Consider the following 12,604-nt stretch of genomic DNA (forward strand, 5'->3'; position numbering starts at 1 on the left):
GGCTCAGATTCCTGATTGGGTGGACGTTGGGGCAGATGGTGCGGGCGCGGCGACGGGGCGCAGTTCGCGCCGCAAGATCTTGCCGACCGCCGTCTTGGGTAACTCGCGCCTGAACTCGACCCGCGCCGGCAGTTTGTAGGCCGTCAGCAAGCTGCGGCAATGGGCCAGCACGGCTTGCTCGCTCAGGCTCTCGTCCAAGCGCACGACGACGGCCAGGACGGCTTCACCGGTTTTCGCATCCGGCACGCCGATCACCGCCGCCTCCAGTATCTGCGGGTGGGCCGACAAGGCCTCTTCGATCTCATTCGGGTAGACATTGAAGCCGTTGACCAAGATCATGTCTTTCTTGCGGTCGACGATCTTGAAGGTGCCCTGCGCGTCCATCACCGCCACATCGCCGGTACGCAGCCAGCCATCTCGCAAGACGGCCGCCGTCTCCGCCGGCTGCTGCCAATAGCCTTGCATGACTTGCGGGCCCCGCAGCCACAGCTCACCGGGCGCCCCGGTCGCGACCTCGGCGCCCTCGTCATCGAGCAAACGCAGCTCGGTCATCGGGGCCGGCACGCCAATGCTGTCGCGCTGGCGCTGCGCGCTGAGCAGTTGGAAGCAGACCACCGGGCTGGCTTCCGTCAGGCCGTAGCCTTCCACCAGCGGCGCGCCGGTCACTTGCTCAAAGCGCGTCACCACCGCATGGTGCATGGCCGCGCCGCCGCCGCCGGCCGCTTTCAAATGCTTGGGTGGGTAGGCGGTGAACCATTCTTCGTTCAGCAAGGCGTTGTAGAGCGTGTTCACGCCCGTCATCCAGGTGATGGGGTAGTTCTCGAACGCGCGCTGCAGGTTCTGCACCGGGCGCGGGTTGGGCACCAGGATGTTGCGGGCGCCGGCCTCGAACATGCACAGGAAGTTCACCGTGAAAGCGAAGATGTGATACAGCGGCAGGGCGGTCAAAACGACCTCGCGGCCGTCTTCGAGATGGCTGGCGCACATCGCCCGCATCTGCGCCATATTCCAGAGCAAATTGCCATGGCTGAGCATCGCGCCCTTGGCCAGCCCGGTGGTGCCGCCGGTGTACTGCAGCAGCGCCAGGCTGTCGTGGTTCAAGCCGCTGGCATAACTCGGTATATCGACTGTCTTGGCGCGGCCCAGATCCAGGGCCTCGGGCAGGCGGGTCACGCTCAAGCTGTGCGCCGGGATCAGCTTGTTCCAGTGCTTCATCACCGCATGCACGATGCCACCCACCAAGGCCGGGAAGAACTCGCTGACGCGCGTCAACACCACGCTCTTGATGGCGGGGCACAGCGGCAGCACTTGCTCCAGCTTGTCGGCGAACATGTCGACGATGACCACCGCCTTGACCCCGCTGTCCTTGAACTGATGGGCCATCTCATGCGGGGTGTAGAGCGGATTGGTGTTCACCGCCACACAGCCGGCCTTCAAGATGCCCAGCAGCACGACCGGGTAGGCCAGGCCATTGGGCAGTTGCACCGCGACGCGGTCGCCGGCATCGAGCTTGAGTGTGGCGCGCAGATAGGCCGCGAAGGCGTCGCTCATCTCGTCCACCTGGGCATAGCTGAGCGAGCCAAACATGCCATTGGGCATGACCGTGGTGAAGGCGGTCTGGTCGGCAAAGCGCCGCGCAACCGCCCGGGCCAAAGCCGCCAGGCTTTTGTGTTCGGGCGTCGGCAAGATCGCCGGCACTGCCGTGCCGTACTGTGCCAACCAAGGCCTTGAGGCTTCTGTGCTCGCCTGATCCATTCGATGTCATCCTTTGCGCAGCGAGGCTGCAAGCCGGCGGCTCACGCTGAGCGCCAAGTTTGCAACCGTAGCGCCCGAGGATCACCGGATACAGGCCGCTCGGCCTGAGGATGGCTTCGAGAAATAAGGACCTTTAAGAGCTTTAGCTCCTAAAAATCAATCAGAGCTAAAGCGCTCAGCCGTGCTGCTGCGCCAGAATGAACAACTGCGTTGAGCGCGCGCCGGAGCGGCAAAAGGCCAAGATCGGCGGTTGTGCGGCGTCGAGCGTCTGCTTCATGCTGGCCGCTTGCTCTGCGGTAATGGCGCCGCCGACCACTGGCAGATAGACGTAGCTGAGGCCGGCGGCTTGCGCGGCGGCTTGCATGCTGGTGCTGAGCGGCTGCTCGGCGCCGCCTTCCAGATCCGGGCGGTTGTTGATGACGGTCTTGAAGCCCATGGCGGCGGCCGCGGCCATGTCGGTCGGTGCCAGCTGGGCCGCAACATAAAACTCGGGCGTGACGGAACGAACGGGGATGCTCATGGTGGTGGTGTTGTTAACTCTGTTTGATGGGGCTTGTCTTGGCGCGATTTTCGGCGATCTCGAAAACGGCCATGCCCGCCAGCATAGCCAACACAAAGACGATGGCCTTGGGGTTGCCGGTGGCGACCGACACGATGGCCGGCCCCGGGCAAAAGCCGGCCAAGCCCCAGCCGGCGCCGAACAAGAGGCTGCCGGCGATGAGGCGGCGGTCAATGTCACGGCTGGTCGGCAGATGCATGGCGCCGCCGAGAAAGCTTTGACTGCGTTTCTTCGCGAGCGCAAACGCGCCCAGGCTGACCAAGATCGCGCCGCCCATCACGAAGGCGAGCGAGGGGTCCCACAGGCCGGCCAAGTCCAGAAAGCCCAGCACCTTGCTGGGGTCGGTCATGCCCGCCAAGATCAGGCCCAGGCCGAAAAGCAGGCCGACGCCAAATTCGGACAGGCGATGATGGTGAAACGCCGGGTGGCTTTGCTTGTTCATGCGCTGCTCCTTGTTCAAGCCAAGATGTGGCGAACGAAAAACACGACGGCGAAGCCCGCGCTCATAAAGGCCAAGGTGGCTATCAGCGAGCGCGGTGACAGGCTCGACAGACCGCACACGCCGTGGCCGCTGGTGCAGCCCGAGCCGTAGCGGGTGCCTACGCCAACCAACAAGCCAGCCGCAATCACCGTGCCCCAGCCCGCGTCGACCGTGGCCAGCATCGGGCCGCCCACCAGGTAGTACAACGCCGGCGCGGCCAATATGCCCAGCAAGAAGGCGATGCGCCAAGCGGCGTCGCCGCTGCGCGGGCGCAGCAGGCCGCCGAGGATGCCGCTGATGCCAAGAATGCGCCCGTTGATCAAAATGAAGGCGCTGGCCGCCAGGCCCAGCAGAACGCCACCGGCCAGCGAGGCCCAGGGCGTGAAATGTGTCCAGTCGATTTGCATGATGTGGCTGACTCCTCAATGCTTGCTAATTATTTGCCGCAGTACCTGGGGTACACAACGCCCATCACGGCCATGATCTGCGGGCTGTTCATGCCGCAATAGATATTTTTGCCTGCGCGCGCCGGGTGCTGACCAACTCTTCCAACTTGCCAAGGCGTTTTTTGCCCTGGCTGAGCTGGCACAGCGCAACAAACGGTCTGGATTGGACCGCATTTTCATCAACCGGCAAGCTTCGGTGGCCGGCCCCGGCTTGGGTCTTGCGCTGTTGATCGGGGTTGCTGCTCATGGAAGGTTGAGCCGCCCTCAGCGCCGCGCCAGCCAAACGCCGAACACCGCCAAGCCCATGCCCAGCAGCGCAAGGCCGGTCAGCGTTTCACCGAATATCGCCCAGGCGAGAAGCGCCGTGGTGGGCGGCACCAGGTAGAAAAGGCTGGCCACATTGACAGCGCTGCCGCGCCGGATCAGCAGATTCAGCAGGCTCACCGCACCCAAGGACAAGACCAGCACCAGCCAGCCCAGCGCAAACGCGAATTGCCCCGTCCAGCGCACCTGCATGGTTTCGCTCAGGCTGGCGGCGAGCAGGGTCAGCGCCAGACAGGGCAAAAACTGGATCACCGAGCCGCTGCGCAAATCAAAAGCGGGGCAATAGCGCTTCTGATAGAGCGTGCCGGCGGTGATGCCCAGCAGGGCCAACAGCGCCGGCGCCAATTGCCCAAGCAGCAATCCGCCGCCGGTGCCAGCGGCCAGCTTGTGCGCCACCACCAGGCTGACGCCGACAAAGCCGAAGGCCAAACCCAGCCATTGCCCGGCGCGGACCCGCTCGCCCAGCAAGACGCCCGCGCCCAGCGCGGTCAACACCGGCTGCAAGCCCACCACCAGCGCGGTGACGCCGGCGGGCAAGCCGTGGCCGATGGCGGTGAACACGCCGCCCAGATACAGGCCGTGCACCAGCAAGCCGGATACGCCGATGTGCAGATAGTCCCGCGCGCGCTTCGGCCAAGCCGCTTTGCTGAGCAAGGCGACCGCGCCCATCAAGGCCAGCACGATGGCGTAGCGCAGGCTCAGGAAGGTCAGCGGCTCGGCATCCGGCAGGCCGTATTTGGCACCGATAAAGCCGGTGCTCCAGAGCCCGACAAAGAGCAGGGGGTAGAGCTGTTGGAGCTGTGGATGCGCAGGCTGCTGCGAGTGGGTCGAATGCATGGCCTGCAGTATGGCCCGAGACCGCACAGGCCCCGGCCAGCGGGTCAGAAGCGCCTACTCGGCCAGCTTGAAGCCCTGCACGGTCTGAAACAGCTCTTGCGCCTTGGCCCTCAAGGTACTGGCCGAGGCCGCCATCTCTTCGACCATGGCGACGTTTTGCTGCGTCACGTTCTCCATATGGTGGATAGCAGCGGTCATTTGCGCGACGCTGCCGCTTTGCTCGGCGCTGGCGCTGTTGATATTGGTCATGATGCTGGACACCGCCTGGATGCTGTGCACCACTTCACTCATCGTGGCGGCGGCCTGATCGACCAGGGACGAGCCCTGCTCCACCCGCTCGACACTGGTGTTGATCAGCGCCTTGATTTCGCGCGCGGCCTCGGCCGAGCGGCCCGCCAAGCTGCGCACCTCGCTGGCCACGACGGCAAAGCCGCGCCCCTGCTCGCCGGCCCGGGCCGCCTCGACGGCGGCATTCAGTGCCAGGATATTGGTCTGAAAGGCGATGCTGTCGATGACGCCGATGATGTCGCCGATCTTGCGTGAGGCTTCATTGATGCCCTGCATGGTGCCGACGAACTGCGACACCAGTTCACCCCCGCGCTGGGCCACCTGGGAGGCGGAGGATGCCAGCGCTTGCGCCTCGCGGGCGCCGTCGACGTTTTGCTTGACGGTGACGTTCAGCTGATCCATCGAAGCGGCTGCTTCTTCCAAGGCATTGGCATGGCTGACCGTGCGGTCCGACATTTCGTTATTGCCGTCCGAAATCTCGGCGCTGGCCTCGGCCACGCCTGCCGACTCGCGCCGCACCGTTGCAACGACCGAGACCAGGCCGGTCTGCATATGCTTGAGCTGAGCCAGCAGGCTGCTGCTGTCGCCGGCCTCGACGATGATCTTGCTGCACAAATCACCCGAGCCCACGCGTTGAGCCAATCGCACCGCGATGCGCGGCTCGCCACCCAGTTGGCGCAACAGCAAGCGCACGATCAGCGAGCTGATCACGACGGCCGCGATGGCGGCCGCCAGCCCGCCGAAGAGCAGCAGCATGCGAATCTTTTTGCTGAGCTGGTCGGCCTCCTTGGCGCTGGCCTTGGCCGCTTCGACCTCGGCCGCACGGAATTTCTCCAGCCGCTCACCCAGCGTTTCGCTGAGCTTGTCGAAGCCGGGTTTGTCGGGCGAGCCCTTCATCAACAGATTGCCGGCCTCCATGCCTTGGCTGAGATAGGCCTGCGCCATCAGCTTGCCGCCGCTGGCAAAGGTCTCGAAGCTGGCGCTCAAGGCCTCCAACTCCTGCAGCTTGGCGACATCCTTCTCGGCCTGGAATTGACGACGAAACTCGGCCACGTTGTTGCGAAACAGCTGCGCCGAGTTCTCCGCGTCCTTGTAGCCGGCCTCGTCATGGGTGGCGGCCACATCGGTCAAGAACTGCTGCACATCCGAGCGGGCGAGATTCATCTCGTCCACCATCAGGGCGCGCGGCAGCGACTTCTCGCTGATGGCATGAACGCCGTCCGACAGCGTGGCCACCATCAGCCCCACGCCCAGCAGGGCCGCCACAAACAGGCCCACGACCAAGCCAAAGCCCAAGCTCAGTTGGGCCTTCACATCGAGTTGCTTGAACATCAAAAAATCCCCGGGGCAAGTCCAAAAGCCGACGTCAAACCCGAGCCGCAGCAATGCGGCGCGGCCGCGCCTGGATGCGCGAGCGTCAAAGTCTTCGAGTATGAGTCGTGACCGGCCCGACGTCGCCGGCAAAGAGGCGGTGCTTTGCCATGCTTTTCCCGCCCCAAACGGGGCTGCTTGGGCCTTGGCTTGGGCTTGGGCGCGGGTCGAGTAGAGTCTGGCCTTCGATCACCTCACCCCTTTTCAGCGCCCCATGCCCCGACTCCAATCCGAGCTGCAACGACTTTATGCTGCGCCGACGGCCCAGTCTGCGGGCCAGGGCCTGGCGGCGCATGGCGCGCCTGTGCGCGTTGTCGTGCTGTCCTTGGCGAGTCCGGCCGACTGGACGCTGATCGCCCGGGTTTGGCGCGGCGTGCAGGCCGATCTGGACCTGCCGGCGCCGGCCATCGCCGTGTCGGGTGTCGATGGCTATCAGCTGTACTTCTCCCTGGCCGAGCCGCTGGCGCAGCCGCAGGCATTGGGCTTTGCGCAGGCCTTGCAGGGGCGCTACCTGAGCGATGTGGCCCAGGACCGCGTCGGGATTGCTACGCCCGCTTTTTCCAACTTGCCGCCCCGGCCGACCGACGAGCAAGAGGATCATTGGTCTGCCTTCGTGGCTCCCGACCTCGCGCCTGTGTTCACCGCCGAGCCCTGGCTGGACATCCCGCCCAGCCGTGAGGGCCAGGCGGATCTGCTGTGCCGTCTGCAGAGCATCCAGACCAAAGACCTGGCCACCGCGCTGGCCAAGCTTGGCGTGGCAAGGCTCACCCCGATCAGCCCAGTCACCCCGATGGCCGCCAGCGCTGCCTCAAACGACGCTGCCAATATGGCCCCCGAGCGCTTCTTGGCCCAGGTCATGAACGACACCTCGGTCGCGATGGCGCTGCGCATCGAAGCGGCGAAGGCCTTGTTGCAGGCAAAAAAATAGGCGCTCGTCACGCGGACGGCGCCTATTCTTGACGGCAGCCCGAAGGCTTGCTGCTTTTACTTCTTGGCGTTCACGGCATCCTTGAGGGCCTTGCCGGGTGTGAACTTGGCAACGGTTGCGGCGGCGATTTCCAGCGCCTCGCCGGTGGCGGGGTTCTTGCCGGTGCGGGCAGCGCGCTCGCTGACCTTGAAGTTGCCGAAGCCGAGGATGGCAACCGAATCACCAGCGGCCAGCGCTTCGGTGATAGCGCTCAGCGCAGCGTCCAAACTGGCCGTTGCGGCAGCACGGGTGGCGCCAGTCTTGGTGGCAATGCTTTCGATCAGTTCGCTTTTGTTCATCAGATATCCAGTGGGTGCAAATAAGAAAATCCCGGTGACGGGGCCGCGATTATCAGCCTTCTGGCCGGAGCGCTCGAAAATCAAGCCGCGGGGCCGGGCCGATTTTTGAAAAGTCGGTCGAATTTGACTTCAAATTCAGCTAACAACTTTATCAGCCGCCGATCGCCCAGCATTATTCGCTCATGCCGACCACCCCCTCGGCCAGCAGCGCAGCGATTTCATCTTCGCCATAGCCCAGCTGCCGCAGCAATTGATGGTTATGCTCGCCAAGCCTCGGCGGGCTCAGACGCAGATCCAGGCGCTCGCCGTTCAAACTCAAGGGCAGCAGTGGCACGCGGGTTTCGCGGCCGTCCGGTAGCGTCATCGGTGCCAAGCCGCCGGTCGCCAGCAAATGCGGGTCGTCCATCAGTTGCTCTGGCTTGGTGATGGGCGCAAAGGGCAGGCCGGCGGCCTCGAAGACGCCGGCAATTTCGGCCGCTGTGTGGGCCTGCAGGCGCCGACGTAGCTCGGGCATCATCCATGCGCGGGCCTGCACGCGCAGATTGTTGCTGGCCAGGCGTGCGTCGGATTGCAGGTCGCTCATGCCGAAGGCTTGGCAGAAGATGGCCCATTGCGTGTCGCTGACCACGGCCAGGAAAATCTGCTCACCCCCGGCCACCGCGAAGACGTCGTAAATGCCCCAGGGCGAGATGCGCTCGGGCATCGGTGCCGGCGGTTTGCCGGTGACGGCGAACTGCATCATGTGCTGCGCGACCAGAAAGATATTGTTCTCGAACAAGCTGGCCTGCACCAGCTGGCCGCGCCCCGTGCTGTGGCGCTGCTGCAGCGCCGCCAGCACGCCGATGGCGCCGAACATACCGCCCATGATGTCGTTGACGCTGCTGCCGGCGCGCAGCGGGTCGCCGGGGCGGCCTGTCATATAGGCCAGGCCACCCATCATCTGCACCACCTCGTCGAGTGCGGTGCGGTGCTCATAGGGGCCGGGCAAAAAGCCCTTGTGCGAGACATAGATCAGCCGCTCGTTGAGCCGGCTCAAGGCCTCAAAGCCAAGGCCCAGCCGGTCCATCGCGCCGCTCTTGAAGTTCTCGCTGAAGACATCGGCGCCGTGCAGCAGCTTGAGCACGATCTCAAGCCCGCGTGGGTTCTTGACATCCAGGCTGAGGCTGAGCTTGTTGCGGTTGAAGAGCGGGTAGAAGCCGGCCCCTGCACCTAGTAGGCGGCGTGTGCTGTCGCCCTCCAGCGGCTCGATCTTGATCACCTCGGCGCCCAGATCGGCCAGCACCATGCCGCAGGTCGGGCCCATCACCATATGGGTGAACTCGATCACGCGCAGGCCGGCGAGGGGCAGGGCGGTCGGTTGGCCGGGGGTCAGGTCTTGCCCTTGAATATCAATCTGCGCTGGAGTGAGGGTTGGGTTCATCGAGGGCTCGTCTATTGTTGGCAGCCGGTTCAGGCGCACAGTTGCAAGCTTAGCGGCTATCCTTACCGATATGGGCAATATCACCTCAACGTCCGCAGCCGCCGCGCTATCAGCCGATGAGATCGCCGCGCGGATTGAGCAGGCGCGTGAAGCCCTGTTGAAAGGCAAATTCGAGCAGGTTTACGAGCAGATCGAAACGCTTTCAGCCCAGGCCGCCGGCGCGCCCGGGGCGCTTTTGCGCTTGCGGACCTTGCATCTGCAGGCCGATTTGCGGCGGGCCGTGCGCCCGCAGCTTGAAATTCTGGCCGAACTGCGCTTGCTGGAGTCGCAGACGCGCGAGCTGGGGGATCCCGTCGCGCTGGTCGACATGCACCTGTTTCAGGCCAATATCAAATTTGCCCGCGGCATGTATGTGTCGGCGCTGGAGGAGGTGGTGGCAGCGGTTGAGTTGTGCATTAACCATGGTTTGGCGGCGGCCTTGATGCGGGCGGTAGAAACTCAGGCCAGGATGTTTGTTGGCGCCGGCATGTACCCGGAAGGCCTGCTTTACGCGAAAAAGTGGCTCGCGCATCGGCCGATGGTGCCGACCAAGACGCAGATTTCGATGTGGAGCGTGCTCGGCACGGCGGCCTTTTACGAGGCCGAGGAAAGCGGCAGCCCACAGGCAAGGGCTACGTCGGTGCATGCCCATAGCCAGGCGCTGGCCTTGAGTCGTGACGAATTCCCGGCCGAGCAATCGGCGGCCTTGATCAACCTGACCATAGGCTGCGCCGCTCAGGGTGAGCTGGGCCAAGCCGAACAGCATTTGGCCGAGCTGAAGCAGATGATCCAGGGGCCGCCCGAGTCCTTCAACTTCCTTCCCGTGCATTGGGCCTGGCTGGCCTATTGCGAGGGGCTGGTATTGCTGGGGCGCGGGCAGCAGCCGGCCGGCTTGGCGGCTTTGGTGGCTGGCCGGGAGGCGGCGCAAACGCAGCGCATGGGTTGCCTGGCCCCCTTGATCAAGATTCAGGAACTGCTGCTGATGCACCCGGACCCGGCTTGGAGCCCGATGCAGCTGCAAGCAGCGGTGCGTGAGTTGGCGCGCCTGCATCAGGCCCAGGCCAAGCAGCAACAGGAGTTGTCGGCCAAGGGTTTTGAAGAGATGGTGCGCGCGGCCGAACTGGGCGGCGAGAACCGCATCCTGCGCCAGCATGGTGACGACTTGACGCGCGAGTTGGCGCAGCGCAATCAAGCGCTGGTTGAAACGGTTGCGGAGCTGCGCGCTCAGGTGCAGCGGCGTGAAAGCGCCGAGGCCGCTCTGCAGCAGACGCTCGACCAGCTTGAGCTGCGCGTGATCGAGCGTACCGAGCAATTGCAAGCCGCCGGCCTGGCTTTGGCTCAGCATGAGCGCTTGGCCGCACTGGCACGTTTGGTGGCGGGCGTCGCGCACAGGCTCAACACGCCGCTGGGCAATGCCCGCATGGCGGTAAGCAGTCTGAGTGACGCCGTCGGCGGCTTTGCCGCAAAATTGACCGGCCCGCTGACTCGCCAGGAGTTGAGCGAGTTTGTCGATCTCAGCCGCAACGCTTCGGACCTAGCCGAACATGCTTTGACCCAGGCCAGCGACTTGATGAAGGTGTTCAAGCAGGTCTCCACCCTGGAGCATGCAGAAACCGCACGCGAATTTGATGCCGTCGACATCACGCGTCAGGTGGCGCATCTGACGGCCGTCAGCCTCGGCGTCACCGATCTGCCCTTGCGACTTGAGCTGCCGGACCTTGCGCCCTGCTTTGGCTATCCGCAAGTCTTCGCACAGGTGCTCAAGCAGCTGCTGGCGAATGCATACCTGCATGGACAACCCCAGACGAAGCCGGGCAACGCTTCGGCGGCGACGGTCGAAGCGGGTGTGTGGGTGCGCCTGACCTTGTTGGAGAGCGAGCTGCATTTGTTGGTGCGTGATCAGGGCCCCGGCCTGTCGGCGGCACAGCTGGAGCGCATTTTTGACCCGTTCAACACGAATTTGAACGACAGCGGTTTGGGTCTGGGCTTGCATATTGCCCGCAATCTGAGCACCGATCTGCTGCGCGGCCAGCTGCGGGCCAGCAGCACTTTGGGCGCGGGTTGTAGCTTCAGCCTGCAGATGCCCAGGCACATCAACTCTTAGCGGCGCCTTATGAAAAAGACATCAAATCGGCTGCTGCAAAAACTCGCCGCAAGTTTCAGTTGCTGCTTGCTGGCGTTCAGTCTGCACGGCATGGCGATTGCGCAAGCTCCGGCCGCCGGCCCCCTGCCCAGCTTTGCGGAGTTGGAAGCCGCCGGCGCCACCATCGGCGAAATCCGCGTGTTGGCCGAGGACATCTTCGACACGCGTGACCCGGATGAAGACAAGCTGCTGTTCCGCTGGGCCAATGCGCTGCATATCCAGACCCGGCCCGAGGTCATCCGGCGCTCGCTGCTGTTCAAAACGGGTGAGCGGGTGTCGCTGCGCTTGATCGACGAGACCGAGCGGCTGCTGCGCAGCAAGCGCTATCTCTACGATGTGCAAATGCGCCCTGTGGCTTATCACGACGGCGTGGTTGACATCGAGGTGGTGACGCGCGACACCTGGTCGCTCGACCCCGGGATCAGCGTGGGCCGCTCGGGCGGCGCCAATTCCGCCGGCATACAGCTCAAGGAATACAACCTGCTGGGCAGTGGCACGGCGCTGTCGTTTGGGCATTCCCGCAATGTGGACCGCAGCAGCAATGAGCTGCAATTCTCCAGCGACCGCACCTTTGGCAGCTGGACGGCCGTGTCGCTCAGCCTGGCGTCCAATAGCGACGGCCGGCGCCAGGCGGCCTCTATCGTTCAGCCCTTTTATGCCTTGGACTCGCGCTGGGCGGGGGGCCTGTGGGCGATCAAGGATGACCGCATCGACGCTTTCTACAATGCCGGCGAAATCGCCAGCCAGTATCGCCACAAGCAAGATCTGGCCGAGGTCTTTGCGGGCTGGTCCAAAGGCCTGGAGAACGGTTGGGTACAGCGTTACTCGCTGGGCATCAACTACCGCGATGACGGCTACGCCAAAGAGGCCGGTTTGCTCGCGCCGACGCCGCTGCCCAGCAATGAAAAATTGGTCACACCCTTTCTGCGCTACAGCTTGATCGAGGACCGCTATGACCGCGAGCTCAATCGGAACCTGATCGGCCGGCCCGAGTTCTTCGCCCTGGGGCTGGCTTCCACGGTCCAGCTCGGCTACGCCGCAACCGGCCTGGGCTCCAGCCACTCGGCGCTGATTTATGCGGCGACGCTGAGCCGGGGCTTCGAGCCCGCGCCCAAACAAACGCTGATCGCCTCGGGCTCGCTCTCCGGGCGATATGCTGACGGCAAGATTCGGCGTCAGCAGCTCGCGGGCCAAGCGCAGTATTACCTGCCGCAGTCGCCGCGCTGGCTGTTTTATGCGGCGGCGTCGGGCGCCGTGCAGACGAACCCGGAGCCGGTCGATGCCTTGCTGCTGGGCGGCGACAACGGCCTGCGCGGCTACCCGCTGCGCTACCAAAGCGGCAGCCGCAGCGCGCTGTTCACCGTCGAAGAACGCTTCTACACCGACCTCTATATCTGGCGGCTGTTTCGCGTCGGCGGCGCGGCCTTCTTTGACACCGGCAGGGCGTGGGGTGGCAACACCGGCTTTGGCAATACCCTCAATCCGGGCTGGCTCTCTGACGTCGGCTTTGGTGCCCGCATCGTCAGCGCACGCGCCGCCTTCAGCAATGTGCTGCATGTGGACCTCGCCTTCCCGTTGAACGCGTCGGCCGACATCAAGAAGGTGCAAGTCCTCGTCAAGACCAAGGCCAGTTTCTGAAGGCCGCGCCAGCGTGCTGGCGATTCGTCGTCGCGGC

Annotated in this window: 11 protein-coding genes; 3 read left to right on the plus strand and 8 right to left on the minus strand. The window is 64.3% G+C overall.

Features of this window, described 5'->3' with window-relative positions:
* Positions 1-3: 3 nt before the first annotated feature.
* From LNV08_RS06355 to LNV08_RS06380, 6 genes are all read right to left on the minus strand, one after another.
* Positions 4-1,755: an AMP-binding protein gene (locus LNV08_RS06355; protein WP_263532829.1), complete on the minus strand. Its 1,752-nt coding sequence runs from the start codon at positions 1,753-1,755 to the stop codon at positions 4-6.
* Between the two features lie 175 nt (positions 1,756-1,930).
* Positions 1,931-2,275, minus strand: a complete 345-nt coding sequence (locus LNV08_RS06360) for a TIGR01244 family sulfur transferase (protein ID WP_263532830.1) — start codon at positions 2,273-2,275, stop codon at positions 1,931-1,933.
* Between the two features lie 13 nt (positions 2,276-2,288).
* Positions 2,289-2,756: a YeeE/YedE family protein gene (locus LNV08_RS06365; protein WP_263532831.1), complete on the minus strand. Its 468-nt coding sequence runs from the start codon at positions 2,754-2,756 to the stop codon at positions 2,289-2,291.
* A gap of 14 nt (positions 2,757-2,770) precedes the next feature.
* A complete protein-coding gene (locus LNV08_RS06370) occupies positions 2,771-3,202 on the minus strand; it encodes a YeeE/YedE family protein (RefSeq protein ID WP_263532832.1) in 432 nt (143 codons plus the stop codon).
* Positions 3,203-3,505: 303 nt separating this feature from the next.
* Positions 3,506-4,402 carry a DMT family transporter gene (locus LNV08_RS06375; RefSeq protein ID WP_263532833.1) on the minus strand — a complete coding sequence of 299 codons (897 nt, stop codon included), beginning with the start codon at positions 4,400-4,402 and terminating at the stop codon, positions 3,506-3,508.
* Positions 4,403-4,456: 54 nt separating this feature from the next.
* On the minus strand, positions 4,457-6,022 hold the full coding sequence (locus LNV08_RS06380) for a methyl-accepting chemotaxis protein (RefSeq protein ID WP_263532834.1): 1,566 nt from the start codon (positions 6,020-6,022) through the stop codon (positions 4,457-4,459).
* Positions 6,023-6,275: 253 nt separating this feature from the next.
* Between LNV08_RS06380 and LNV08_RS06385 the strand changes: the two genes are divergently transcribed.
* The gene (locus tag LNV08_RS06385; RefSeq protein WP_263532835.1) at positions 6,276-6,989 is read left to right on the plus strand and encodes a hypothetical protein; all 714 of its coding nucleotides are present in this window, start codon (positions 6,276-6,278) and stop codon (positions 6,987-6,989) included.
* Between the two features lie 56 nt (positions 6,990-7,045).
* Here LNV08_RS06385 and LNV08_RS06390 read toward each other — a convergent pair whose 3' ends face one another.
* Together LNV08_RS06390 and LNV08_RS06395 are read right to left on the minus strand one after the other, a co-directional pair.
* Positions 7,046-7,327 (minus strand): HU family DNA-binding protein, encoded by a 282-nt coding sequence (locus tag LNV08_RS06390; RefSeq protein WP_263532836.1) that lies wholly within the window; start codon positions 7,325-7,327, stop codon positions 7,046-7,048.
* Positions 7,328-7,499: 172 nt separating this feature from the next.
* Positions 7,500-8,699: a CaiB/BaiF CoA transferase family protein gene (locus LNV08_RS06395; protein WP_263532966.1), complete on the minus strand. Its 1,200-nt coding sequence runs from the start codon at positions 8,697-8,699 to the stop codon at positions 7,500-7,502.
* A gap of 118 nt (positions 8,700-8,817) precedes the next feature.
* On the opposite strand from LNV08_RS06395, the gene LNV08_RS06400 reads away from it, so the two are divergent.
* Both LNV08_RS06400 and LNV08_RS06405 read left to right on the plus strand, forming a co-directional pair.
* Positions 8,818-10,890, plus strand: a complete 2,073-nt coding sequence (locus LNV08_RS06400) for a sensor histidine kinase (RefSeq protein ID WP_263532837.1) — start codon at positions 8,818-8,820, stop codon at positions 10,888-10,890.
* Positions 10,891-10,899: 9 nt separating this feature from the next.
* Positions 10,900-12,567 (plus strand): BamA/TamA family outer membrane protein, encoded by a 1,668-nt coding sequence (locus tag LNV08_RS06405; protein ID WP_263532838.1) that lies wholly within the window; start codon positions 10,900-10,902, stop codon positions 12,565-12,567.
* Positions 12,568-12,604 lie beyond the last annotated feature (37 nt).

Origin of the sequence: Paucibacter sp. TC2R-5 (assembly GCF_025717605.1) — a bacterium.
In the GTDB taxonomy this organism is placed as follows: domain Bacteria; phylum Pseudomonadota; class Gammaproteobacteria; order Burkholderiales; family Burkholderiaceae_C; genus Paucibacter_A; species Paucibacter_A albus.